This window comes from Streptomyces sp. NPDC028289, assembly GCF_055565975.1.
In genome coordinates this window covers 112,374-139,083 of record NZ_JBVHTI010000014.1, presented here as the reverse complement: position 1 = coordinate 139,083, position 26,710 = coordinate 112,374, and the positions used below count along the sequence as shown (strand labels likewise).

11 protein-coding genes are annotated in these 26,710 nt (G+C 72.0%); 8 read left to right on the top strand and 3 right to left on the bottom strand.

What is annotated here, in order from left to right; all coding sequences use genetic code 11:
* From ACZ4UV_RS48375 to ACZ4UV_RS48340, 8 genes are all read left to right on the top strand, one after another.
* A partial coding sequence (locus ACZ4UV_RS48375) for a non-ribosomal peptide synthetase (RefSeq protein ID WP_467848366.1) occupies positions 1-4,431 on the top strand: 4,431 nt, incomplete at its 5' end.
* A gap of 48 nt (positions 4,432-4,479) precedes the next feature.
* Positions 4,480-5,427, top strand: coding sequence for an ornithine carbamoyltransferase (locus tag ACZ4UV_RS48370; RefSeq protein WP_451020940.1), 948 nt, complete (start codon positions 4,480-4,482; stop codon positions 5,425-5,427).
* On the top strand, positions 5,424-6,737 hold the full coding sequence (locus tag ACZ4UV_RS48365; RefSeq protein ID WP_467848360.1) for an MFS transporter: 1,314 nt from the start codon (positions 5,424-5,426) through the stop codon (positions 6,735-6,737). The genes ACZ4UV_RS48370 and ACZ4UV_RS48365 overlap by 4 nt, the downstream gene beginning before the upstream one ends.
* Positions 6,738-6,818: 81 nt before the next feature.
* On the top strand, positions 6,819-7,616 hold the full coding sequence (locus ACZ4UV_RS48360) for a thioesterase II family protein (RefSeq protein ID WP_451020942.1): 798 nt from the start codon (positions 6,819-6,821) through the stop codon (positions 7,614-7,616).
* Between the two features lies 1 nt (position 7,617).
* Positions 7,618-8,835, top strand: coding sequence for a cytochrome P450 (locus tag ACZ4UV_RS48355; protein WP_451020943.1), 1,218 nt, complete (start codon positions 7,618-7,620; stop codon positions 8,833-8,835).
* Positions 8,836-8,841: 6 nt separating this feature from the next.
* On the top strand, positions 8,842-13,926 hold the full coding sequence (locus ACZ4UV_RS48350; protein ID WP_467848351.1) for an amino acid adenylation domain-containing protein: 5,085 nt from the start codon (positions 8,842-8,844) through the stop codon (positions 13,924-13,926).
* 38 nt (positions 13,927-13,964) lie between these two features.
* The gene (locus tag ACZ4UV_RS48345; protein WP_451020945.1) at positions 13,965-14,276 is read left to right on the top strand and encodes a phosphopantetheine-binding protein; all 312 of its coding nucleotides are present in this window, start codon (positions 13,965-13,967) and stop codon (positions 14,274-14,276) included.
* Positions 14,273-15,616, top strand: a complete 1,344-nt coding sequence (locus ACZ4UV_RS48340) for an NAD(P)/FAD-dependent oxidoreductase (protein ID WP_390040569.1) — start codon at positions 14,273-14,275, stop codon at positions 15,614-15,616. The genes ACZ4UV_RS48345 and ACZ4UV_RS48340 overlap by 4 nt, the downstream gene beginning before the upstream one ends.
* Positions 15,617-15,697: 81 nt before the next feature.
* On the opposite strand, the gene ACZ4UV_RS48335 is transcribed toward ACZ4UV_RS48340, so the two are convergent.
* From ACZ4UV_RS48335 to ACZ4UV_RS48325, 3 genes are all read right to left on the bottom strand, one after another.
* Positions 15,698-21,043, bottom strand: coding sequence for a type I polyketide synthase (locus tag ACZ4UV_RS48335; protein ID WP_467848345.1), 5,346 nt, complete (start codon positions 21,041-21,043; stop codon positions 15,698-15,700).
* Positions 21,044-21,067: 24 nt separating this feature from the next.
* The gene (locus ACZ4UV_RS48330; RefSeq protein ID WP_451018298.1) at positions 21,068-22,129 is read right to left on the bottom strand and encodes a ketoacyl-ACP synthase III family protein; all 1,062 of its coding nucleotides are present in this window, start codon (positions 22,127-22,129) and stop codon (positions 21,068-21,070) included.
* Between the two features lie 72 nt (positions 22,130-22,201).
* Positions 22,202-26,692: an amino acid adenylation domain-containing protein gene (locus ACZ4UV_RS48325; protein ID WP_467848340.1), complete on the bottom strand. Its 4,491-nt coding sequence runs from the start codon at positions 26,690-26,692 to the stop codon at positions 22,202-22,204.
* Between the last annotated feature and the right edge of the window lie 18 nt (positions 26,693-26,710).

Sequence of the window (26,710 nt, the reverse complement as noted above, 5' to 3'; positions counted from 1 at the left end):
GAGCGGGTCGCCGCGGTATGGGCCGGCGCCCTGGAGGTCGACCGGGTCGGAGTGCACGACAGCTTCTTCGACCTCGGCGGCGACTCCATCCGCGCGGTCGCGCTGATCGGTGCCCTGCGCTCGGCGGGGCTGGACGCGGCCATGCGGGACGTCTTCGAGCAGCGGACGCTCGCCGAGCTGTCGACGCGTCTCGACGAACGTGGACAACTGACCGCGCGGGACCTCACGATCGCCCCGTTCGCGCAGCTCACCGACGAGGACCGGGAGAAGCTGCCGGACGGCCTCGCCGACGCCTACCCGCTGACGCAGAGTCAGACGGGCATGCTCGTGGAAATGCTCGCCAGCACCGGTCCGCGCAAGTACCACCTGGTCAACTCCGTCCGCTTCCGCGACGGTCACGACTTCGACCCCGACGCGCTGCAACGCGCGGTGGACCTGCTGGTCGACCGGCACGAGGTGCTCCGCACCTCCGTCGACGTCGAGACGTACTCCACGCCGCTCCAACTCGTCCACACGGACGTCGCCCTGCCCGTGTCGGTCGTCGACATCCGAGGCCTGGACAGTGCGGCCCAGGACCGGACCGTGCGGGAGTACGTGGACAGCCAGAGCGAGGCCGTCTTCTCCTGCGACCGGGCACCCTTGCTGCGGATCCGCGTACACCGGTGCGCCGACGACATATGGCAGTTCACGATCACCCAGGCTCATGTGATCCTGGACGGCTGGAGCCTGGACGTGCTACTCGGCCAGCTCCTGGACGCGTACCACCGCTTCCGTGACGGCGGGGAACCGGAGCCGTACGACATACCCGATGTGCGCTTCGCCGACGCCGTGGCCGCGGAGACGCGTGCCCTCGCCTCGCCGGAGAGCCGTGACTTCTGGCGCGGCCTCGTCCAGCGGCACGAGAAGTTCGTCCTCCCCGCGGACTGGGGGGACGACCCGGAGAGCCCGCTGCGGTCCTACACCCTCAAGGTCCCCTTCGACGACCTCAAGGCGCGGTTGCAGGGCCTCGCGACCGACGCCGGGGCGTCGGTGAAGAGCGTGCTGATCGCCGCGTTCCTCAAGGTGATGGGCACCCTCACCGAGGAGCGGGCCTTCTTCACGGGCCTCACCAGCCATGTGCGCCCCGAGGCACGCGGTGCCGACCGGGTGCTGGGCATGCACCTCAACACGCTGCCGTTCCCGGCCGACGACACCGCGGCCACCTGGCGGGAACTGGTCCGGCAGGTCTTCGACTGCGAGGCATCGGCCTGGGCGCACCGCCACTTCCCGATGCCGGCCGTCCAGCAGGAGTGGGGCCACTCGGACCGGCTCATCGACGTCTACTTCAGCTACCAGGACTTCGACGAGGCGGACGCCGAACTGGCGGACGCCGACGCCGGTACCGGGTTCGCTCTCAACGAGTTCCCGTTCTCCGTCGCCTCCGGGTCCACCTGGCTCAACCTGCGCACCAACACCCATGCGGTCAGCCACGCCAACGCCGAGCGGATGGCGGCCATGTTCCGGGCGGTGCTGGAGGCGATGGCCGCCGACCCGGACGGCGACGCCCGGACGGCCCTGCTGCCGGACTCGGAGCGGGAACTGCTGCTCGGTACCTGGGCGACGAATCCGGCCGAACCCGTGGAGCGCGATGCGGTCGCGGAGTTCGAGGAGCAGGCGGCACGGACACCCGACGCCGTCGCCGTGGCAGCCGACGGCACACAGCTCACGTACGGGGAACTGGATGCCAGAGCCAACCGGTTCGCCCGTCACCTGCGGGCACTGGGCGCCGGCCCGGAGTCGGTGGTCGGCGTGCTCCTCGAACCGGGTGCCGACCTGATCGTGACGCTGCTCGGCATCTGGAAGGCGGGCGCCGCCTATCTGCCGCTCGACCCGGCCCATCCCGACGACCGCGTCGGTTACCTGCTGGCCGACGCGGGCGCCGAACTCGCCGTGAGTCACTCGTCGTACGAGGACCGCTTCAGGGACGTCTTCGGCGGGCGGCTCGTCCTGCTGGACCGGGAGGCGCGAGCGGTCGCGTCGGAGTCCGCCGAATCCATGGGCGTCGTGCGCGACCTGGACGCGCTCGCCTACGTGATCTACACATCCGGTTCCACGGGCCGGCCCAAGGGCGTCCTCGTGCCGCACCGCGGTCTCGCGAACCATCTGCGCTGGGCGGTCGGGGAGTTGGCGCAGCGCGGCCAGGGCGGCGCGCCGGTCTTCTCGTCCGTGGCGTTCGACCTGGTCGTGCCCAACCTGTGGGCGCCGCTGCTCGCCGGGCAGACGGTGCACGTGCTGCCCCGGGACCTGGACCGGCTCGGTGAACTGCTCGTCGAGTCCGGGCCGTACAGCTTCGTCAAGCTCACCCCCGCCCATCTGGAGATACTGCTCCACCAGTTGACCGCCGAGCAGGCCGACGGCCTCACGGAGGTACTCGTCGTGGCCGGTGAGGCGTTCACCCGGCGGACCCTGGAGGCCTGGCGGGAACTGGCCCCGACGACCCCGGTCGTCAACGAGTACGGCCCGACCGAGGCCTCCGTGGGCACCTGCACCTTCCCGGTCACCCGGCCGTCGGCCACGGACGTGCTGCCGATCGGCCGGCCGCTGCCGAACATGACGATGTACGTGCTCGACGCCCGTCTGGAGCCGGTGCCCACCGGAGTGGCCGGCGAACTGTACGTCGGTGGCACGGGAGTGACCCGCGGCTACTCCGGGCAGCCCGCCATGACCGCGGAGCGGTTCCTGCCCGACCCCCACGGCGCGCCCGGCGCCCGCCTGTACCGCACCGGGGATCTGGTCCGGATGCTGCCGGACGGCAACGTGGCCTTCCTCGGGCGGATCGACCGCCAGCTGAAGGTACGCGGATACCGCGTCGAGCCCGGCGAGATCGAGGCCGCCCTCACCCGGCTCGCCCCCGTTGCCGAGGCCAGGGTGGTGAGCCGTGAGGACACCCCGGGAGACGTACGCCTCGTCGCCTACCTGGTGCCCTCGGCCGACGGCGAAGCCCTTCCGGATCCGCAGGAGTTGCGTGCGGAGCTCGCCCTGACACTGCCGGCCCCCCTGGTTCCGTCGGCGTTCGTGACCCTGGAGCGGATGCCGCTCAACGCCAACGGCAAGCTGGACGAACGTGCCCTGCCCGCGCCCGACGCGGGCCTTGCCCCGGCCGTCCACACGCCGCCGCGGACCGCCACGGAGCTTGCCCTCGCCGACATCTGGTCCGCCCTGCTCGGCACCGGGCCGGTCGGCGTAGAGGACAGCTTCTTCGCGCTCGGCGGTCACTCGATCCTGGTGATCCAGCAGGTCTCCGAGGCCCGCCGGGCGGGGCTCCCGCTCACCCTGTTCATGGTCTACCAGCACCTCACCCTGGGTGAACTGGCGGCCGCGGTGGACGCGACGGCGCAGCAGGAGCAGACACCGGCGGTCGCGGCGGTCCCCGCGCTGCCGTCACCGCTGCCGGCCATGGCGGAGACCGGCGTGCCCGGGGCGAGCGTGGCCCGGCTCGAAGGCGGTGAACTGGTCGCCGTCCAGGGCTTCGGCTCGCTCGCGGAGGGCGCCCCGCCGGTGACGCCCGACACCCTGTTCCAGGTGGGCTCCATGAGCAAGCACATCACGGCACTCGGCGTGCTGCGGCTGGTGGACCAGGGGGTCCTCGACCTCGACGAGGACGTCAACCGGTACCTCACCGGATGGCGGGTCCCCGGCGACGACGCCACCCCCACGACCCTGCGCCACCTGTTGTCCATGCGTGCCGCACTGGCCCCCGCGCCCGGCAAGGGATACCGGCCCGGCACCGTCCCCACGCTCACCGACCTCCTGCACGGCCGGCCTCCGGCGGTCAATGGCCCGGTGGCCGTCGAGGGGACTCCCGGAGAGGTCTTCCGCAAGGCCAACGTGCACTACTGGGTGGTCCAGCAGGTGATCGCCGACGTCACCGGCGACGCCTTCGCCGATGTGCTGCGCGACGCACTTCTGAAGCCGCTCGGCATGGAGCACAGCAGCTTCGACCAGTCCTTCCCCGAGCACTCCGGCCTCCCCGTGGCGATCGGACACGCCCCCGGTGGGAACCCGGTCGACGGCGGGTGGCTGATCAGGCCGGACATGGCGGCGGCCGGACTGTGGACAACGGCCGCCGACATCGCCAGGGCCGCGCTCGAAGTACGGCGCTCCGCGCTCGGTCGGCCCCTGGCTCTGCTCACGGGGGAACGCGCCACGGAACTGCTCACGCCGTACCCCGACAGCTCCTACGGCCTCGGCACGGTCGTCGACCGGACGGGAGACGACCTTCACTTCGGGCACGGCGGTGAACCAGTTGGCTACCACGCGCTCCTCACCTGCGCGCTGCGGTCCGGCACCGGATGGGTCGTCCTGACCAACGGTTCGGCGGGGGAGCGGGTCGTCCGGGCCGTTGTCTCCGCCCCCGCACCCGGCGAGGAATCCGGCGACCGCGCCCGGTGAGCCCCGACCGAGCAAGAGCCCACCCGCACCGAATCGAGGAAGCGAGTCATGGGAACCCCTGAGCAGCACCGAAGCCTTCTGTCGACCGACGACCTGACGGACACCGACCTGCGCGCCGTGGTGAACCGGGGTACCGAGCACGCGGCGGGCCGGCCGGGCGGCACCCGGGCCCTGGCCGGTGACATCGTCGGTGTCTACTTCCGCATGACCTCCACCCGCACCCGGACCGCGTTCTCCTCCGGTGCCCTGCGGCTCGGCGCGCAGATCATCGCGTACGGTCCCGACGACCTCCAGATCAACACCGGGGAGTCGAGCGAGGACACCGGCAGGGTCTTCGCCCGGATGCTGGACGTGATCGTCGCCAGGACCGGACTTCCGCAGCAGGAACTGGCCGCGTGGGCCGACCCCGAGCGGCTCTGCGTGGTGAACGCCATGACCGCGGAGGAACACCCCACCCAGGCGCTCACCGACCTGACCACGCTCAAGGCCCGCTTCGGCGGGATCGAGGGCCTGCGCGTGGTCTACGTCGGGGAGGGCAACAACACGGCGGCCGCCCTGGCCCTGACCCTGACGCGGTTCCCCGGGGTCCGGTTCGAACTGCGGACGCCACCCGGCTACGGACTCACCAAGGACATCCGGGAGCGCGCGGAGGAGCACGCCCGCCGCAGCGGGGCGTCCGTCGTCGAGCGCCACGACATGGACGCACTGCCGCACGACACCGACGTCTGGTACACCACACGCTGGCAGACCACGGGCACGAGCAAGCCCGATGCCCACTGGCGGGACGTCTTCGCCCCGTTCCAGGTCACGCGGCAGCTGTGGGAGCACAGCCCGAAAGCCGTCTTCATGCACGACCTGCCCGCCCACCGCGGCGACGAGGTCACGGCCGAGGTGCTCGACGGGCCGGCGAGCATCGCCCTGGACCAGGCGGAGAACAAGATGCACAGTGCCATGGCGGTGCTCGAATGGTGCCGCGGCGCGGAGCTCACCGCATGAGTTCCGCGCGGGACACGCCGCTGAAGGAGCCGACGCCACCGACGGCGCCCCTGCGCAAGAACCGTGACTTCCTGAAGCTGTGGACCGGTGCCGGCATCTCCATACTCGGCGTGCGGGTCGGCACCGTGGCGTATCCGCTGTTGATGGTCTGGCAGAACGGATCGTCGGTCGACGCGGGTCTGGTGAGCTTCGCCGCGCTCCTTCCCGTGCTGCTCGTCCAACTGCCCGCGGGTGTCATGGTCGACCGCTGGGACCGGCGCCGCACCATGATCGTCTGCGATCTGGTGGGGATCGTGGCGATGGGCAGCGTCGGGGTGGCCCTCCTGTTCGGGCGCATCAGCCTGCCCCATCTGATGGCGGCGGCCTTCGTCGAGGGCGCGGCGTCGATCTTCTACCGGCTCTCCGAACGGGCCGCGGTCCGCAACGTGGTCCACCAAGACCATCTGCCGGCGGCTCTCTCCCAGAACGAGGCCAGAGGCAGAGCGGCCGGACTCGTGGGACAGCCCCTGGGCAGCTCGCTGTTCGCGCTCTTCCGCGGCTTCCCCTTCCTCTTCACGGCCGTCGGGCACCTGGTCGCCCTGTCGACGCTGCTGCTGATCAGGCAGGACCTCCAGACCGAGCGCACGGCCCCGCCCCGAAAACTGCACGTCGAGCTCGCGGAGGGTTTCGCCTGGCTGCGACGGCAGCGCTTTCTGCGGGCCGCCGTGGGGCTGGTGGCCGGCACCAACATCCTCTTCCAGATCCTCTCGCTCTCCCTGGTAGTGATCATCAAGGACGCCGGCGACTCACCGGCCGTCATCGGCGTCATCGGCATGGTGTCCGGGATCGGCGGCGTGTGCGGCGCGCTGTCCGGATCGTGGTTCGGGAGGCGGTTCTCCGTGTCCACGATCGTGATGGGTGTCTTCGCCGTCTGGACCGTCCTGATGCCGATGGTGGCGCTGACCGCCAACCCCTTCGCCCTGGGCGGGGTGTTCGCCGGGATGACCTTCGGCGGCGCACTGATGAACGTGGCGGCGGGCGTGTACCAGGTCCAGCTCACCCCGGACGAGCTCCAGGGCCGGGTCAGCAGCGTCGCGATGCTGCTCTCCTCGGGGACGAACTCGCTCGGGCCGCTGATCGGCGGCTTCCTGCTGGGCGCCGTCAGTACGACCGCCACCGTGCTCGGTGTGGGCGTCGTGATGCTCGTGACGCTGATCATCTCGCTGCTCAGCCCGGCGATACGCAGCGTCCCCGCCACGCCCGTGATGGCGCCCCCGCCGGAGAAACCCGAGAAGGCCGCAGCTCATAGCCCGGATAGCGAAGAAATATAGAAGCCGCCCGGAAGGTGAAGCCATGGAGATCCCTCACGTCCCGGCGCGGTCCCACCGGCACCGGCGGCCACGGACACGCCGATGACCCATCCGCACGGAAGCTGGTTCCGGTCGTACGTACCGCGCCCCGCGGCGCGGGTGAGGCTGTTCTGTTTCCCGTACGGGGGCGGAGCCGCGAGCGCCTTCCGCGGCTGGGCCGAGGAACTTCCGGACTCGGTCGAACTGGTGGCGGTCCAGTACCCGGGGCGTCAGGACCGGTTCGGCGATCCGAGCCCCACGGGAATCCCCGAGCTCGCCGAGGAGATCGTCCGCGCCCTCGGCCCCCGCTTCGACGTGCCCACCGCCTTCTTCGGGCACAGCATGGGCGGCGTCGTGGCCTACGAGGTCGCCCGCCGGCTCCGGCCCCGCTTCCCCTCCCCGCTCGCCCTGCTCGTGGTCTCGGCCTGCCGCACACCGGCCGACCGTCACCACGCAGGCCTGCGCTTCGAGGAGGACGAGATGCGCGCCTACATCCAGTCGCTCGGCGGATCCGGCGCCAAGGCCCTGGACGACGAGGCCGTCTGGCAGCTGGCCAGCCCGGTGATCCGTAACGACCTCGGCTGGACGGAGGCGTACCGGTACCTGCCCGGGGCCCCGCTGACCTGCCCGATCACGGCCGTGGCGGGTGACCGGGACCCGGCCGCCACCCCCCAGGACATGGAGCTGTGGAAGAACTACACCATCGCCGGCGCCGACACCCATGTCCTTCCCGGCGGTCACTTCTACTTCGAGGACGGCCTCCCGCGGCTCGCCGCACTCCTCGCCGGGAAGCTGACCGCCGCCGACGCGCCGGCACCGGCCGCGCCGACATCCTCCGCACCGACAGGGAACCGGTCGTAGCATGTCCGACTCGCAGGCCCCGAGCCTGCTCAACCTCTTCACCCCGCCGTGGTCCTCGACCCCGTACGGCACCTACGACTTCTACCGGGAGATCCGGGAGAAATCCCCGGTCTACTACGACGAGTGGATGCGCACCTGGGTGATCCTCGGGTACGACGAGATCAGCCGGCTGTCCAAGGACGGCCGCCTGTCCGGGGCACGCATCGACGCCTTTCACGAACAACTGCCCGCCGACGTGCGGGCGGACATCAAGCCCCTCGCGAGCGCGCTCTCGGACATGATGCTGTTCAACGAGCCGCCCCGGCACACCCGGCTGCGCCGGCTGATCAAACCGGGCCTCACCCCCCGCTTCATCCGCGAAATGCGTCCGACCATCGAGAAGCTCGCCGACGAACTCCTTGACCGTGTCGTCGACCAGGGCCACATGGACGTGATCCACGACTTCTCCGAACCGCTGACCCGAGGTGTCATCACCCGGCTCGCCGGAGTGCCCGACCGGGCGGCCCACCTGCTGGAGAACTGGCCCGGACTACTGCACGAGTTCTTCACCCAGTCACGTGCCGAGATCTCCCGCATCACCGAGCTCAGGGACGCCTTCGACGAGGGCGGGCAGCAGCGCAGGGACGGCACCGGGACGGACCTGTTCACCCGGATCATCGCCGAGCAGCTCCAGCACGGTGACTTCACCGACGACGAGGTCTTCGCCAACTTCCTGCTCCTCATCGACGCGGGACAGGCCACGACCACCCACCTCATCGGCAACGCGGTGCTCGCGCTCATCGGCGCCCCCGACCAGACGGAACTGCTGCGGGAGCGGCCGGACCTCGGCGTCAAGGCCGCCCACGAACTCATGCGCTACGACAGCTCCGTGCAGTTCACCACCCGCGTCGCGCTCACCGACCTCGAGGTCCTCGGCCGGCGCATCCCGAAGGACGACTCCGTCACGCTGGTCCTCGGATCGGGCAACCGCGACCCGAAGCACTACCGGGACCCCGACCGGCTCGACATCACCCGGCCGGCCGCGGACCACCTGTCCTTCGGCCACGGGATCCACTACTGCCTCGGCGCCTCGCTCGCGGTCGCGGAGATCGACGTGGCGCTGCGCAGACTCCTGGAACGCACACGTGGCATGCGGCTCGTCGACACACGGCCCGAATGGCTCGACAGCATCAACTTCCGGCTCCTCAAACGGCTTCCGGTGACCTTCGACAGGGGATGAATCCACATGCAGGGTGCCGCGCAGTCCTCCGGCATACCGATGACGCACGAACTCGTCAGCCGACGGGCGCGGTCCACGCCGGACGCCGTCGCCGTCGTCGAGGGCGACCGTCACGTCACCCTTCGGGAGCTGGACGAACGCGCCAACCAACTGGCCCACCTGCTGCGGGAGGCGGGCGCCGGACCCGAAGCGCCGGTCGGCGTCTGCCTGCCGCGCGGTACGCGCCAGGTCATCGCCCTCCTCGCGGTGTGGAAGGCCGGGGCCGGATACGTACCGCTCGACCCCGGGCACCCCGTGCGGCGCACCGCGGCGCTCCTCGCGGAGACGGCCGCCGTGGTCGCTGTCACGGACGAGGCCTTCCAGGACAGCGTCGCCGTGGACGGGGTCCGGCGCGTACTGCTCGACGAGGAGCTGAGCGCGCTGGACGGACGTCCGGTCGGCGCCCCCGAGGTGGACATCGAGGCCGGGGACTGCGCGTACGTCCTCTACACCTCGGGTTCCACGGGCCGCCCCAAGGGTGTCGTGATCAGCCACGCCGGCATCGGCAACCGTATCGCCTGGGTGGTCGACGCCCATCGGCTGGGCGCCGGCGACCGCGTGCTGCACAAGACGCCGATCACCTTCGACGCCGCGTGCTGGGAGATCTTCGCCCCGCTGGTCAGCGGCGGCACCGTGGTCCTTGCACCGGTCGGCGCGGAGCGCGACCCGGCGGCCATGCTGCGGGCGGTGATCGATCACCGGATCACCGTGCTCCAGGTCGTCCCCTCCGTACTGCGGATGCTGGTGGAGGAGCCGGGCTGGGACGAGTGCACGACACTGCGGCTGCTGTTCTGCGCGGGGGAGCCGCTCCATGCCGAACTGGTGCAGGAGTTCCGCCGCCGTGTCGGCAACTGCGCCGAGAACCTGGTGGTCTGCAACACCTACGGCCCCACCGAGTGCTCCATCGACGTGACCGCGTACGACGTCAACCCACTGCAACGCACCGGCCCCGTGCCCATCGGCACGCCCATCGACGGCATGCGCGTACTGCTTCTCGGCCCTGACGGCAGGCCCGTGCCGCCGGGTGAACGGGGTGAGTTGTGCGCGGCGGGCGTCGGCGTCGCCCGCGGCTACCTCGGCAGGCCCGGTCTGACGGCCGACCGTTTCCTCCCCGACCCCGAGGGTCCGCCGGGAGCACGCCTGTACCGGACCGGGGATATCGCGCGCCGGCGGGCCGACGGCAATCTCGAGTACCTCGGCCGCGCCGACCACCAGGTCAAGATCAACGGAGTCCGGATCGAGCCCGGTGAGGTGGAGGCCGCTCTGGTGGCGCACGGCGCGGTGCGGGAGGCGGTCGTCGCACCCTTCACCACCCCGGCGGGCACCCTGCGCCTGGCCGCGTACGTACGGCTCGACAGCGCGCGGACCCGCCGGCGCCCACGTCAGGAACGCCACCGGGAACTGACCGGTTTCCTGCGCGGACACCTGCCCGAAAGCCATCTGCCCGCCGTGTACGTCGAGGTGGAACGATTCCCCACCACCTCCAGCGGCAAGCTCGACCGTCTGGCACTGCCCGCGCCGCGCTCCGAGCCGCACCAGGGCGCCGCGCCCGCCGGCCAGGCCGAGCACCTGGTGGCCAAGGTGTGGCGGGACCTGCTCAAGGCGGACGGGTTCGGTGTCCACGACGGATTCTTCGAGCTCGGCGGCTCCTCGCTCCAGCTGATCCGGCTCGCCAACCGGCTGCGCGCCGAGTCGGGCCGGCCGATCGAGCTGTCCCAGCTGCTGACCGCGACCACAGTGGCGGCCCAGGCCCGGCTGCTCGACGCGGACCGGGACGTGACCCCTCCGGTCCGCGCGGTCCCCCGAACCGGCACCCTGCCGCTCTCACCGGGACAGCGCAGGCTCTGGGTCCTGGACCGGATCGAACCGGGCAGCAGAGAGTGGGTGACCGGCCTCTTTCTGAGCGTTCCCGCGGGCGTCGGTGAAACCACCGTACGGCGGGCCCTGGACGCGCTCGCCGCGCGGCACGAGAGTCTGCGCACCCGGATCGTCACCGAGGACGGCGAGCCGGTGCAGGTCGTCGACGAGCCGGGCCCGGTGGAACTGCGTACGGTGCGCGCCCCCCGCGCGCGGGCGGGTGCCGTCGTGGAGGAGGACGCGGAGCACGGATTCGACCTGGAGCGTGGCCCGATGGTCCGCGCCGTACTCGTCGTCGCCCCCGACGGGACCGGCGGCACCGACGACGTCGCTGCCGCCGCCGACTCCGCTGACAGGAGTGGCGTCCTCGCCCTGCTGACCCACCACATCGCCGGCGACGCCTGGTCGGCGACGATCCTGCGCCGTGAGTTCCACGAGATCCTCGACGCTCTCCTGGCGGAACGCCCCGCCCGGCTCGACCCGCTGCCCGTCCAGTACGCCGACTACGCGGCCTGGCAGCGCGAGCACCTCACGGACGACGTCGTCGAGCGCGAACTCAAGCACTGGAAAGGCGTGTTGAGCGGCGCCGAACCGTTTGCCCCGCGACCGGACCGGGCCCGGCCCCCGGCCAGGGACGCACGCGGCTCCGTGGTGACCTTCACCGTGCCCGCGGCCGTGGCCCGCCCGCTCACCGAACTGGGCCAGCGCCGCGGTGCCTCGCCGTTCATGACCCTGCTCACCGTCTTCTCGACCCTGCTCGCGCGCCACACCGGCCAGTGGGACGGCACGATCGGCACCCCGGTGGCGGGCCGTGAACGCCCCGAGTTCGAAGGGGTGGTCGGCTTCTTCCTGAACAGCCTCGTGCTGCGCACGCCGCTGGACGGAGCGCTCACCTTCGAGCAGGCCCTGGACCGGGTGCGGGACACGTGCAAGGACGCCTTCGCCCACCAGGACCTGCCCTTCGACCGGCTGGTCGCCGAACTCGCCCCGGAGCGGGAGCTGTCGCGGACCCCTCTCTACCAGGTGGCCTTCGACTTCCACGACGAGGAGCTCACCGGATCCCCGGCCGAGGCCGACGACATGGACCTGGTCGTCGACGTGTCGACGGTCGCGAAGACGGACCTGACCCTGTACATGCGCCGCCAGCAGGACGGCACGGTGATCGGCGCCCTGGAGTACGCGACCGCCCTGTTCGACCGGTCCACCGTCGAGCGTCTCGCCGGCCACTTCCAGGAACTGCTCCGCTCCTGCGCGGCCGGGCCGGGCCGGCGCCTGGACACGCTCGACCTCCTGACCGCGGACGAACGGCTGCACCTGACCGACTGGAGCGGCACGCCCGCCGCCCCGGTCACCGCCACCGTCACCGAGCTTTTCGAGGAACGCGCCGCCGCGACCCCCGACGCGACCGCCCTGGTCACCGACGGCACCACCGTGTCGTACGCGGAACTGGACGCGCGGGCCAACCGCCTCGCCCACCATCTGCGGGGACTGGGCGTGGGCCCCGAGTCCGTGGTGGGCGTCCTGCTCGACCGCGGTGCCGAACTGCCCACCGCCCTGCTCGCCGTGTGGAAGGCGGGGGGCGCCTATCTGCCCCTCGACCCGGGCTTCCCCGCGGACCGTGTCCACCAGACCCTCGAGGCCGCCGCGGCACGGGTCCTCGTGACCTCGTCCGCGCACCGCGCCCGGCTCGGGGCGGACCACGACACGCGGCACGTCCTCGTGGACGGACACGCCGCCGCGATCGCGGACGAGTCCGGCCGGCGCCCCGACCGCACCCCGGACGTGGACCAGCTGGCGTACCTGATCTACACCTCCGGCTCCACCGGCCGCCCCAAGGGCGTGCAGATCACCCACCGCGGCCTGGCCAACCACATCCGCTGGGCGGTCGACGAGCTGGCCGCGGCCGGCACCGGAGGCGGCGCGCTGTTCTCCTCCGTCGCCTTCGACCTCGTCGTGCCGAATCTCTGGGCGCCCCTGGTCGCCGGACAGCCACTGCACCTGCTGCCCCAGGACCTGGACCTCGCCGAACTGGGCGCTCTGCTCCAGGCCGCCGCGCCGCTGAGCTTCCTCAAGCTCACCCCCGGGCATCTGGAGATCCTCGCGCAGCAGATCGCGCCGGAGCGGATGACCGGTCTGGCCGGGAAGATCGTGGCCGCAGGCGAGGCGCTACCCGTGGCCACGGCGGAGCACTGGGCGCGCGCCCTGGGCGAGGGACGGCTCATCAACGAGTACGGGCCCACCGAGGCATCCGTCGGCACCTGCGTCCACCCGGTGACGGCCCCCCTGGAGGGCGATTCCGTGCCCATCGGGCGCCCGTTGCCCGGCATGAGCGCGTACGTCCTGGACGCGCTGCTGAGCCCGCTGCCCGTGGGGGCCGTGGGGGAGCTGTACGTCGGCGGGACCGGTGTCGCACGCGGCTACGCCGGACAGGCGGGGCTCACCGCGGAACGGTTCCTGCCGGACCCGTACGGCCCGCCGGGCGCCCGCCTCTATCGCACCGGCGACCTGGTGCGACTGCTGCCCGGCGGCTCCGTCGACTTCGTCGGACGGCGGGACGGGCAGGTCAAGATCCGCGGATACCGCGTGGAGCTGGGCGAGATCGCGGCCGTCCTGCGCGAGCATCCGGCCGTACGCGACGCGGTGGCCGTCACCGCGGAGGCTCCGCAGGGGGGCACGGCCGTGATCGCCTACTGGGTTCCCGCGGCGCAGGCGGACCCGCAGCCCGACGTGCAGCGGGAGCTGGCGGAGCACTGCGCGAAGCGGCTGCCCGCGTACATGATCCCAAGCTCGTTCACCCCGCTCGACGCCCTTCCGCTGACCGCCAACGGGAAGCTGGACCGGGCGGCGCTGCCGAGGCCGGCCGAGGCGGCGCAGGGCGAACTCGTCGCCCCGCGCGGTGTCGTCGAGGAGCGGATCGCCGAGATCTTCACCGACCTGCTGGGCACCCCGGCCGGAGCGGACAGCCACTTCTTCCACAGCGGTGGCAACTCGATTCTCGCGATCCGTCTGATCGCGCAGATCCAGACGGCGTTCGACATCGACTTCCCCACCCGTGCCGTCTTCGAGTCCGGCACGGTCGCCGGGCTCGCCGAGGTGGTGGAAGCGGCAGTCCGGGCCGAGATCGACCTGCTGTCGGAGGAAGAACTCACAACGCAGGCGCTGGCGCCGGACGTGCAGCGCACGACGGAACGGTAATGCGGGCGTGTCCCGCTCAGCGCAGAAGGTGGATGACGATGGCCGAAGCGAAGACCGTGCACAGCGAGCGCAGTGAGGACGCCTACGCGTCCGCACTCCTCACATTCATCGGAGAGGAGTTCCTCCAGGAGGACGAGCGGGCCGGACTGGACGCCACCACCCCGCTCATGGAGACAGGCATCCTCGACTCGTTGAGAGTCGCGCTCCTGCTGTCCTACATACGCGACGAACTGGGCCTCTACGTCTCCCCGGCCAAGATCGACACCAAGCACTTCCAGGACGTCAGGACCATCGCGGGCATGCTCGCCGAACTGGCCGTGGACACCGCCGGCGAAGGGAACGTGGCATGAGCGCCGATTTCGACGTCGCCGTGATCGGCGGCGGGCCCGCGGGCTCGACCATCGCCTCCTACCTCGCCAGGGCCGGGCTGTCCGTCGCCGTCTTCGAGAGCGAGACCTTCCCGCGCCCGCACGTCGGCGAGTCCCTGGTGCCCGCGACCACGCCGGTCCTGCACGAGATCGACGCGCTGGACAAGATCGACGAGGCGGGCTTCCCCAAGAAGTTCGGCGCCTCGTGGACCTCCGCCGAGTCGCGCGACATCCCGAACCTGGGGTACAGCGGGCTCAGCCACGGCTGGACCGCAGACATCCAGTTCGTCGAACGCAATCAGCCGGGCGTCGACCGCGACTACACCTTCCACGTGGACCGCGGGAAGTTCGACGCCATCCTGCTCCGGCACGCCGACGAACAGGGCGCCACCGTCTTCAACGGGGTCCGGGTCTCCAAGGTGGACTTCACCGATCCCGACCTGGTGCGGCTGACCTGCCGACTGGCCGCCAAGGACCTCGACTTCACCGCGCGCATGGTCGTCGACGCCTCGGGCCGCCAGACGCTCCTCGGCCGCCAGCTCAAGGTGAAGGTGTCCGACCCGGTCTTCGACCAGTACGCCATCCACACCTGGTTCGAGGGTCTCGACCGGGACGCGCTGGCGGGCGATGCCACCCAGGTCGACCACATCTTCGTGCACTTCCTGCCCATCAAGGACACCTGGCTGTGGCAGATCCCGATCACCGACACCGTCACCAGCGTGGGCGTCGTCACGCAGAAGAAGCGGTTCGCCGAGGCCAACGCCGACCGCGAGAAGTTCTTCTGGGACTTCGTCTCCAGCCGCCCCGACCTGTACGACGCCCTCAAGAACGCCCGCCGGGTCCGCCCCTTCAAGCCGGAGGGCGACTACAGCTATGCGATGCGGCAGATCTGCGGCGACCGCTTCATCCTGATCGGCGACGCGGCACGGTTCGTCGACCCGATCTTCTCCAGCGGTGTCAGTGTCGCCCTGAACAGCGCCCGTATCGCCGCCCAGGACATCATCGCGGCCCATGAGGCGGGCGACTTCGGCAGGCAGCGCTTCGAGACGTACGAGACCAAGCTGCGCCGCGCGGTGAAGTACTGGTACGAGTTCATCTCCATCTACTACCGCCTGAACGTGCTGTTCACCGCCTTCGTACAGGACCCGCGCTACCGCATCGACGTGCTGAAGATGCTCCAGGGCGACGTGTACGACGGCGAGGAGCCCAAGGCCCTGCGGGCCATGCGCGAGGTGGTCGCAGAGGTGGAGAACAACCCCGACCACCTGTGGCACCCGTACCTGGGCACCCTGCGGGCCCCGACCTCGGCGCCCGCCTTCTGACCCGACGCGGCAGCCTGTGACACAGCGATCCGCCCCGCGCTCCGAGCGCGGGGCGGATCGCTGTGTCACGGCGGGCATCGGTCAGGGCATGGGCGCGAGCCCCTCCTCCACGGTCGCGTCCTCGTCCGCCACGGGGGTCAGCAGCTGGGCCACGTGGCCCGCGATGGCGGTCACGGTGGGCTGGTGCCACAGCAGCGTCGCCGGCAGCTTCAGGCCGAACCGCTTCTCCAGACGGCGGCGCACGACGATGGTCATCACCGAGTCGAGCCCCTGCTCCACCAGCGACCTGCGGACGTCCAGCGAAGCCAACGGCAGCTGCATCTCGCCGGCGACCTGCGCCGCGACCTCCTCCCGGAGCCGCTCCCGGAGCTGCTCGAGGGGCAGATCCGCGAAGGACACGGCGTCCTGCCGCGGACCCGGGGCGCCGGCCGGCTCCTCGACGGAGATCTCACGCAGGACGGGCAGCCGTTCTGTACCCGGCTCCACCGGCACGGTACGCAGCACCGGATAGCAGCCGGCCCCGCGGCGCGCGGCGAACTCCCAGGCACTGAAGGCCTCGGACACCGAGATGTCGGTGACGCCCCGCTCGCGCAGCTCCAGATCGACGACCTCGTTGACCGCCATGCCCTGCCCGCGCCACGACGTCCAGGCGAAACTGATCGTGTCCGCGGCGCCGTGCGGGCCGGCGAGGCTGTTGCGGTACGCCGCGAGGGAGTCGAGGAAGCTGTTGGCGGAGCCGTAACCGGCCTGGCCGGGAAGCCCGAGCAACTGGCCGCAGGACGAGAAGAGCACGAAGAAGTCCACGCTGCCGGGCGGGAACTGCTGGTGCAGCACCCACGCGCCGTCCGCCTTGGGACGCATCACCCGCCGCAGGGACGCCTCGTCGACGTCGTCGGCCATCCGGTTGTCGAGCACGCCCGCCGCGTGCACGATCCCGCGGACGGCCGGCAGAGCAAGCGCGTCCGGGGTGAGCTGCCGCGCGACCGCGTCGGCGTCGGCGACGTCGAGCGCCACCGTGCGGACGGTGACCCCCTGAGCCTCCAGGGCACGTACCCCTTCGATCCGGTGGCGCACGGCCTCGTCGTCGACGGAGTCCCAGTCGGACCGCGGCGGCAGCGCAGTGCGCCCGGCCAGGACCAGGCGTCGCGCCCCCCGCTCGGCGAGCCAGTGGGCGACTTCGAGGCCGAGCACACCGAGCCCTCCGGTGATCAGATACGTCCCGTCGGGCCGGCAGGTCACCGGGGCGTGTGCGGCCTCCCGCCGGGTCCGGACGAGTCGCGCCGCCTCGGCGGTACCGCCGCGCACCGTGATGACGTCCTCGGCCGGAGCGGCTCGCAGCACCTCCAGGAGCGTGCCGGCCTCCGCGGCGTCCGCCTCGCCCAAGTCGACGACGCCGCCCCACAGTTCACCGTGCTCACCCGCGAGCACCCGGGACAGACCCCACAGCGGGGCGTGTGCGAGCCGGGCCTCGTCGTGGCTCTCCCGGACGCCGCGGGTCACGCACCACAGCCGGGGGAGGTGCGCGGTACCCAGGCCGGCCAGGCACTGGGCCGCGCGCAGCAGCAGCCAGGCATGGCCGGCGGCGGCCTCCGGCGGCGCACCCGCCGCGGTACCGGGCGCCACCAGCACGTCCACGGACTTGTCGAGGCCGTCCAGCCCCGCCAGCTCGCCGGGATCGGGCACAGTACGCACCCGCGCCCCGCGTTCGGCGAGGCGCTCGGCGAGCGCCGACGCGAAAGCCCCGTCGCCGTTGCCGACGACGACCACGTCCCGGTGGGCGGGAAGCTCGCCCTCCACCGCGGACAGTCCGAGCGGACGCCAGGTCAGCTCGTGCACAAGTTCCTGGGGCGGGGCCGTCAGCACGGTGTCCTGGCCGAGCGAGCTGTAGCGCACCCCGGTGAGCGCGGCGACCACCCGTCCCGCCTCGTCCGCGACGAACACGTCCACCGTGTCCTGCGCCGGATCGTGGGCGACGTGGATGTCCACGGCGTCGGGGACCGCGCCGACCGTCCGCACCCGTCCCACGTGCGCCACCATCCGCAGGGCCGCGGGCCCGGGGTAGGCGGAGGGTGCGACGGAGAGGGCGGCGTCGAAGACCGGCGCCCAGGTGGCGGCGGAGTGCTCCGGCTGCGGAGCGCGTACCCGGGCGCGCAGCGATCCCGCGCCGCGCAGGAGGTCGTCGACGGTCCAGTCGAACCCCATGGAGGGGACGCCGACCGAGGCCAGATGGCGCAGAATCTCGCCCGGGTCGGCGGGCGCGGCGTCCGGCGCGGGCCGCGGCAGCCGCTCGGGCAACGTGAAGGCGTCGTCCCCGGCGGAGGCGGAGGTGTGGGTGAGCCATGCCTCGTCGCTGTCCGCCGCCCGGGAGGCGAGGTACAGCGTGGAACCGTCATGGACGACCTGGAGCTCACGTCGCCGGTCCACGGTCAGCGGCAGCCGCAGCGCCACCTCGTCCAGCGCCCGGGGGCCTTCGCCGTGGCCGTCGAGCGCGCCCAGGAAGGTGTTGAGGAGGACGGCGGCGGGCACGATCTCCGTTCCGTTGATGGTGTGCGAGCCCGGGTAGGGGCGGTTGGCGTCGTCCAGCTCGGTGCGCCACAACCGCATCGCACGCCCGGCCACGGGGACGGGCGCACCACGCAACTCATGGGCGTCCACGTCGTGCTGGCACCCATGGCCCGACCCCTGGAGGGTTGACTCGCGCCAGTGCGCGGCGCGCTGCCAGGCCACGTGCGGCAGTGCCACGAGCTCGCCCGTCGGCTGCAGCCTCGTCCAGTCGACGTCGATGCCGTGGCAGTGCGCGTCGCCGAGCGCGACGAGCAGGCTGAGCGGCTCGGGCCGGTTGCGGCGCAGTGTCGACCCGACGAAGGCGTCATCGAGCTCGAGGCCACCGAGGGTCTCACCGATCGAGTGGGCCACCACGGGGTGCGCGGAGACCTCGAGGAACGACCGGTGCCCGTCCTCCGCGGCGGCGTTCACCGCCGCCGCGAGGCGCACCGGGTTGCGCAGGTTGGCCGCCCAGTAGGCGCCGTCCGCAGCCGGTGTCGTGCGGGGGTCGGCCAGGGCGGTGGAGTACATCGGGACGTCCGGGGTCCGCCGCGGCAGATCGTCGGCGGCCGCGGCGAGTTCGGCCAGCAGCGGGTCCATGTGCGGGCTGTGGAAGGCCACGTCGGAGGCGACCTTGCGCACGTCCACTCCCTCGTTCTGCCACGCGTCGAACAGGGCCGCCACCGCCTCGCGGTCGCCCGACACGACGGTTGACTCCGGGGAGGCCTGGATAGCGGCGACGACATCGCCGCGGCCCGCGAGGCGCTGCGAGGTCTCCTCCCAGGACAGGGCCGCCATGAACATCGCACCCTGCCCCGCCGCCCGCCGCAGCAGCCGCGAGCGGCGGCAGATCAACCGGGCGCCGTCCTGCGCGGTGAGCGCGCCCGCGGTGACGGCCGCCGCGATCTCACCGACGGAATGCCCGATGACGGCGGTCGGCACGGCGCCGTAGGAACGCCATACGGCGGCCAGACCGATCTGCATCGCGAAGATCATGGTCTGGATGCGGTCGACGGACTCGAAGTCCCCGTCGTCGAGCACCTGCCGGGGCGAGAAGCCGATCTCCTCCAGGAACACCGGCTCGAGCTCGTCGACCGCGGCGGCGAACGCCGGTTCCGTCTCCAGCAGCTCCCGGCCCATTCCGACCCATTGGGACCCGTGCCCGGAGAACACCCAGACGGTCTCCGAACCCGCCGCACTCGACGCCCCGGGCGCCGTTCCGGTCGGCGTCTCGCGCGACTCCTCCTCGGCGGCGATGCCCCGCAGCTTGGCGACGAGGTCCTCCCGGTCGCCGGCCACGACACCGGCCCGCACGTCCAGATGCGAACGGCGCAACGCGAGGGTGTGGCCCACCGACGCCAGGGGCACGTCACGGCCGGCGCCCGTCAGCCAGTCGGCGAGGTCGGCCGCGTACTCGCGCAGTGCGGCCCTGGACCGGGCGGACAGCGGGAACAGCCGCGGCGAGGCGCCGTCCCCGGGAGCCCGATCGGCGTCCGTGGCCTCGCCCGCGCGGCTCGGCTCGGCGGGTGCGGGAGCCTGCTCCAGCAGGATGTGCGCGATGGTGCCGCCGTATCCGAAGCCGGAGACACCGGCCCGGCGCGGGCGTTCACGTGCGGGCCAGAGGGTGGGCTCGGTGACGACCCGCAGCCCGTTGCCGGCCCAGTCGATCGCCGGGTTGCCGTCGCTGAAGTTCAGGCTCGGCGGAATCTCGCCGTGATGCAGGGCGAGGGTGGCCTTGAGCAGACCGGCGACGCCCGCCCCCGCCTCCAGATGGCCGATGTTGGGCTTCACGGAGCCGATCAGACATGGGTCGTCGGCCGGCCTGCCCTGCCCGTACACAGCGCTGAGCGCGCCCGCCTCCAGGGGATCGCCCACCGCGGTCCCGGTGCCGTGCGCCTCGATGTAGTCGACCGTGGACGGGGCGACTCCCGTGCGCCGGCAGGTCTCTTCGAGCAGCTGCCGCTGCGCGCTGCCGCTGGGCGCCATGATCCCGTTCGTACGGCCGTCCTGCTGGACCCCGCTGCCGCGGATGACGGCGAGGACCCGGTCCCCGTCGCGCTGAGCGTCGGACAGGAGTTTGAGGACCAGGACGGCCCCGCCTTCGCCCCGTCCGTAACCGTCGGCCGAGGCGTCGAAGGACTTGCTGCGTCCGTCGGTTGAGGTGGCGCCCGCGGCCTTCAGGGTCACCGAAAGACCGGGCGAGACGATGAGGTTGACGCCCCCGACGAGCGCCACCGAGCTCTCCCCCGCACGCAGGCTCTGGCAGGCGAGGTGGGTGGCGACGAGCGAGGCCGAGCAGGCGGTGTCCACCGCGAGGCTGGGCCCGTGCAGGTCCAGCGCGTACGAGATGCGGTTGGCGACCGCGCACATGGCGCTGCCGATGCCGGTCCAGGCCTCGATGTTGGGCAGGTCCTCCAGGAGCCGGCGGCCGTAGTCGTCCGAGCCGACACCGACGAAGACCCCGGTGTCGCTGCCGGCGAGGCCGACGGGCGGGACACCGGCGTGCTCCAGGGCCTCCCAGACCAGTTCGAGCAGGATCCGCTGCTGCGGATCCATCAGTTCGGCCTCGCGGGGGGTCAGTCCGAAGAACGCGGCGTCGAAGCCCTTGATGTCGGACAGGAACCCCGCGGGCAGGTCGGCACGCCGTACCGCCGACGCGTGCTCGGGGCCCAGGCGGCGGTAGCCCTCCCAGCGGTCCTGGGGCATGGGGCCGATTCCGTCCCGGCCGGAGAGCAGCAGATCCCAGAACGCGGCGGGGGAGTCGCCCTGTCCCGCGAAACGGCAGCCCGCACCGATCACGGCGACGGGTTCGAGAGGGGCCGGAGTGCGGTTCTCGCCGTTCGGACCGCTCTCATCGGTGTTCGGGCCAGATCGTGTGGGCACGATCACGTCGTCTCCTTGCCTTGGTTAGCCGCACCACGGTGCGGGCTGCAGAATGCGCACGACCGCGGCGGAGAGGGTCACCCCGGGGCCGACGCCGAGCATCAGCAGGTGGTCACCCGGGCCCAGCTCGCCCGCCGTCAGCAGGTGGTCGAGGGACACGATCTGGTCGCTCGCGCCGAGATGGCCGACGGTCCGACCGAACTCCCAGGTGGACTTCTCCAAGGGCAGTCCGAGCGCGGTCGTACAGCGCTGCTCGACGATCTCCCGGGAGTAGTTCATGTACGCCACGCGGGTGACATCACCGATCGTCACGCCGGCCTCGGCGAGCGTGCGCTCGACCACTTCCAGCGTCCGGACGTGGACCTGGACCAGCGCTGCCGTGCCCGTACCGGTCGCGGCCGAGCGTTTCTTGAACTCGGCGTTGCGCGCGGTGAAGTCGAGCGGCCGTCCCACGGTCGGACCCGGCGGGAACAGAGGCTCGGCGCCGCGGTGCATCTCCTCGGCGTCCGTCACCGTCAGCGAACCCACCGCGAGCAGTTCCGCGAAACCCGGCTCGCCCGTGAGCAGGACGGCACTCGCGGCGTCCCCGGTCACATAGCCGGGCCCCATCCGCCAGCGGTCCATCATCGGGGTGCCGAAGTTGTCGGACGCGACGAGCAGCGCGGTGGACGGGCGGGCACCGGCGCGCGATCCGGGCCGGCCCGCCAGATATGCGGCGCCCAGTTCCAGTGCCCCGAACATGCCGTTGCAGCCCTGGCGTACCTCGACCGAGAGCACGTCGCCGCCGACGAGGTGCCGCTGGAGGTAGTACTGGGGCTGCCATCCGTCGGGACCTTGGTGCCAGGAGTCGGCGTAGAGCAGCAGATCCGTGTCCTGCGGGCGGTGGTCGCAGCGCTTGTACGCGTCCTGGGCCGCCCACAGTGCCATTTCCGGGGCAGGTGTCCGCCCGGCCACCGCCGCACCCGCCAGCTCGTGCAGCTCGACGTCCTCCGCCGGATAGAGACCCTGGGCGACGGCCTCCTCGATACCGATCGTGCGGGGCAGGTAGACCCCGAGTCCCTTGATGTACGTCCCGGGCGTGCGCAAGGCCGCCTCGCCTCCTCGGTGTCGGTGCGGTCACGGGCCGCGCGGGTGCGCGCTCCGCGGGATGACGCTCGGTCAGGGTCGGCCCGCGATGTCCTCGAGGATCCGGACCAGCCGCGTGAGCAGCCCCTGGGCGTCCCGCGGTGAAAACAGCGCCGGAAGGTAGCCGAGTCCCAGCGTCAGAGTGCGGCCCGGCTCGGTGACCAGGCGCAGGGGGTAGTGGGTGCCGTCCGCGATGTCGAACCCGGCGACCCGCAGCCCGCCGGCCGCCGTCACGTCCGTCGCGTCGTAGGAGGCGGTGAAGAAGGAGACCGCGGTGTCGAAGAGCTCACCGCCGCGCGGCGCCGCGGCCGGCCCGCCGTACGCGGCCTGCCGCCCGATCTCGTCCAGACCCAGGTGGTGATGGGGCACGAGGGCGGACTGCTCTCGTTGGAGCCGTACGACCATGTCGGTCAGCGGTTCGTCAGCGCGCAGCCGGAGGCGGACCGGGACGGTGTTCGTGAGCATGCCCACCATGTCCTCGACGCCCGGCAGTTGCGGAGGACGGCCGTACACGGAGGAACCGAAGACCACGTCTTCTCGGCCGGTCAGCTCCGACAGGAGCAGTCCCCAGGCTGCCTGCACCGCGGTGCTCACGGTGAACCCGTGGCTGCGGGCGCGCGTCGTCAGCTCCCCGGTCAGGGTCTCGTCCACGACGCGGGTCACACGCCCCTGCTGCTCGCCGTCCGTGGCCCTCGCGCCGTCGGCCGCGACCTTGGTGGGCCCGTTCAGGCCCTCCAGCGAGGCCGCCCACGCGGCACGGGACTCGTCGAGGTCCTGGTCGGCCAGCCACTCGAGGTAGCCACGGAAGGGAACCGCGGGGGGCAGGCCCGGACGGTGGCCGTCCGGTGCGTAGAGCGCGAACAGCTCGCGCACCAGGGTCGCGGTCGACCAACCGTCCCAGAGGATGTGATGCGCCGTCAGGAGCAGTCGGTGACTCTCCTCGTCCCGCTTCAGCAGCAGGAACCTCATGAGGGGCGGCGCCGCCAGGTCGAACCGGCGCAACCGCTCCTCGCGCGCGGACAGCCGTGCCCTCTGCTCGCGTTCCGCCTCCGGCAGCGTCGACAGGTCCTTTTCGGACCACGGCACTTCGAGGTCCTCGCAGACGATCTGCACCGGCTGGTCCGCGCTGTCGTGCCGGAACGCCGCGCGCAGCGCGGTGTGCCGGCCGACCAGCGCGGTGGCGGCCGCCCGCAGCGCCACCGGGTCCAGGGGGCCTGCCAGGTCGAAGCCGAGCTGTGCCACGTAGGTGTCGGCCGTCTCCGCCGACACCAGGCTGTGGAAGAGCAGTCCTGCTTGCAGCGGGGCGAGCGGCAGTACGTCGGACAGGCGGGGGTAGTGCCGAGCGAGGGCATCGGCCTCCTCCCGCGACAGCCGCACGAGCGGCAGGTCGGAGGAGGTCGGCCCAGCCGCGTCGTCGGGCGTCGCCGCTCGGGCCACGGCCGCCAGCCCGGCGACGGTGGCGTGCGCGAACACATCGGCGATCGCCAGGTCGAGACCCGCCCGGTGCGCCCGCGAGACGAGCTGGAGCGCCGAGACGCTGTCGCCCCCCAGGTCGAAGAAGGAGTCGTCGGCCGAGACCCGGTCCGCGCCCAGCACGTCCGCGAACAGCGCGCACAGGGTCTCCTCGCGCGCCGTGCGGGGCGCCCGGCCGGCCGCGGACCCGAAGTCGGGCACCGGCAGGGCCCGCCGATCCACCTTGCCGTTCGGTGTGACCGGCAGGGCGTCGAGCGCGACCACGGCCGCCGGCACCATGTAGGCGGGCAGGAAACGCGCCGCGAACGCCCGCAGTTCGGCGGGGTCCGGCGTCCGGCCGCCGGGCGCGGCGACGACGTAGGCGGCGAGTTGCCGCTGCCCGGGCCGGGCCTCCACCACGGTGGCGACCGCCGCGTCGACCTGTTCATGGCGGGCGAGTACCGCTTCGATCTCCCCGAGTTCGATTCGGAAACCGCGCAGCTTGACCTGGTCGTCGGCGCGGCCCACGTATTCGAGGGCGCCGTCCGCACGCCACCGTACGAGATCGCCCGTGCGGTACATCAGGGACCCGGGCGGACCGAACGGGCAGGGCAGGAACCGCTCGGCTGTCAACCCCGGACGGCGCAGGTAGCCGCGGGCGAGACCGGCGCCTCCGATATACAACTCGCCCTCGACACCGGGGAGTACGGGTGTCATGGAAGGGCCCAGGACGAAGACCTGGGTGTTGGCGATGGGCAGCCCGATCGGGGCGGGTACGGAGCCGTCGAGCGGTGCGCTCACCAGGGAGGTGACCGAAGCCTCCGTCACGCCGTACTCGTTGAACACCTCGCGGCCCGGCAGCCACCGGGCGAGCGTCTCGGCGGGCAGCACCTCGCCGCCCGTCATCAGCACCCCCAGGTCTGGCAGACCCTCCGCGGGCAGCTGCGCCAGGTACACGGGCGGCGCCCCCATGTGGGTGACGCGCCGGGAGCGGAGCAGCCCGGCCAGGTCCTCGGCGGACAGGGTGTTCCCGTCCGGAGCCAGGACCAGCGTGCCGCCCGCGCACAGCACGGGCCAGATGTCGCCCATTGCGACGTCGAAACTCGGCGAGACGAGCTGAAGGACCCGGCTCCCGGCGCCGATCCCATAGCGGGCGATCCGGTCTGCGACGAGGTTGCGCAGCCCCCGGTGAGGCACGACCACCCCCTTGGGGGTGCCGGTGGACCCGGAGGTGTAGATCATGTACGCGCTCTGCTCGGGGGCGGGAGCAGTGGCCGCGGGCCCGGCACCGGGCTCCGCACCGGCCGGCGTCCCGGCGGGGTCCAGGAGCAGGTGCGGCGGTCCCGCGGGAAGCGTCGGCCCGATCGTCGCATCGGTGATCACAGCGACCGGGGACGTGTCGTGGAGCATGTGGGCGATCCGCTGGGGCGGGTAACCCGGGTCGACCGGCACGATGGCCGCGCCCACCTTGAACACGGCGAGCATCGCGGCCACGAGCACGGGCGAGCGCGGCAGGGCCAGCACGACGAAATCCTCCGCGCCGACGCCGCGTTCGGCGAGGTACCGGGAGATCAGCTCGGCGCGCGCGTCGAGCTGTGCGTACGTCCAGAGGGCCCCCTCGTGTTCGATCGCGATGTCTCGCGGCGACCGCGTGGCCCGGACGGCCACGGCCTGCGGCACGGTCCACGCGGGCGGCTCGACCGCGGTGGTGTTACGTCGTACGACCAACTCGTGGCGCTCGTCGGGGGTGAGGACGTCGATCGTGTCGACGGGCCGGTCGGGCCGGGCCGCGACGGCCCGGACGAACGCCGTCAGCCGCTTCTGATGACCCGTCAGGGAAGCGAGGTCGTGCAGATCGGGATTGCCTTCGAAGACAAACGTCACCGCAGTGCCGTCGTCGTGCGAACGGACGCTGAGGAACAGGTCCGGGCACGGTCCGGACGCCAGGTTGTGCGAGGTGGCCTCGGCTTTCCCGAAGCGCAGCGCCCCGCCGAACGGCATGAAGTTCACGATGGGCCCGAACACGGCACCCACACCGTCCTGCACGGAGCCGGCCCGGTGCAGGTCCTCGAGGCGGAACCGCTCGTGCCGCAGCGAGGCGGCGACCTCCCTCGCCATGTCCCGCGAGAGCCTCTCCAGGGTGGCGCCCGGCGGGACGTCCAGGCGCACCCCGACCGTGTTGGTCATCATCGCGGGAGTACGACGGGCCGCCGCCGTGCGGCGGCCCGTCACGGGGACCCCGACGATCACGTCACGGCGCCCCGTGACCCGGTGCAGGTAGGCGGTGACGGCGGTCATCAGCAGGAGGTTCCAGGTGGTGCCGACCTGCGCGGCGGCCTTCTGCAGCAGATCCAGGTCGGCGGCGGGCAGCGGCGCCGAGCGGCGCAGTCGCACCATCCCGGAGGGCAGCGGCTTTCCGGGACACGCGCTGCCCGGGAGACGGAGGGGGGGAGGGGCGTTCTCGAACCGCTTCAGCCAGTAGTCCCGGTCCTCGCCGAACGCGGACGAGGCACGGTAGGCCAGGTCCCCGTCGAGCACCGATGCGAGCGGCGCGAACACGGCGGGCACCTCGGACCGCCCTTCGGACAGCGCCGAGTAGATTTCCGCGAGCCGCTGTACCAGGAGATGGACGCCGTAGCCGTCGATGACGACATGGTGAATGCGCAGAAAGAGGAAGAACCGGTCGTCCGCCAGCTTCAGCGGCGTGAACGAAGAGATCGGTCCCTCGTCCAGATCGACGGGACGGGACACCTCCTGCCGCATCCAGTGCTGAGCCCGAGCCTCCGGATCGGCCTCCGACGAGAGGTCGACCAGGTCCGGCTCGACGGCGTGCGTCGGGTCGAGCACCTGCCAGAGCCCGTCGTCCTGCACCACCGACCTGATGCGCAGCACGTCGGCCTCGGCCCGCAGCAACGTCCAGGCGGAGTTCAGCAGCCGGATGTCGAGGGCGCCGTCGACGGTGATGTACTCCGCGCAGTTGTACCGCTGGCCTGAGGAGTCCAGCTGGTGTGCGAACCAGACGCCCTGCTGACCGGCGGACAACGGCAGACGAATGACGTCCGTGTCGATCATTCCCGACTCCATGGCTCA

Bases quoted from the DNA above. Each gene is read 5' to 3' on its own strand.
- ACZ4UV_RS48360 (WP_451020942.1), top strand. From the start codon at position 6,819: ATGACCCATCCGCACGGAAGCTGGTTCCGGTCGTACGTACCGCGCCCC.
- ACZ4UV_RS48345 (WP_451020945.1), top strand. From the start codon at position 13,965: ATGGCCGAAGCGAAGACCGTGCACAGCGAGCGCAGTGAGGACGCCTAC.
- ACZ4UV_RS48370 (WP_451020940.1), top strand. From the start codon at position 4,480: ATGGGAACCCCTGAGCAGCACCGAAGCCTTCTGTCGACCGACGACCTG.
- ACZ4UV_RS48355 (WP_451020943.1), top strand. From the start codon at position 7,618: ATGTCCGACTCGCAGGCCCCGAGCCTGCTCAACCTCTTCACCCCGCCG.
- ACZ4UV_RS48340 (WP_390040569.1), top strand. From the start codon at position 14,273: ATGAGCGCCGATTTCGACGTCGCCGTGATCGGCGGCGGGCCCGCGGGC.
- ACZ4UV_RS48350 (WP_467848351.1), top strand. From the start codon at position 8,842: ATGCAGGGTGCCGCGCAGTCCTCCGGCATACCGATGACGCACGAACTC.
- ACZ4UV_RS48325 (WP_467848340.1), bottom strand. From the start codon at position 26,692: ATGATCGACACGGACGTCATTCGTCTGCCGTTGTCCGCCGGTCAGCAG.
- ACZ4UV_RS48365 (WP_467848360.1), top strand. From the start codon at position 5,424: ATGAGTTCCGCGCGGGACACGCCGCTGAAGGAGCCGACGCCACCGACG.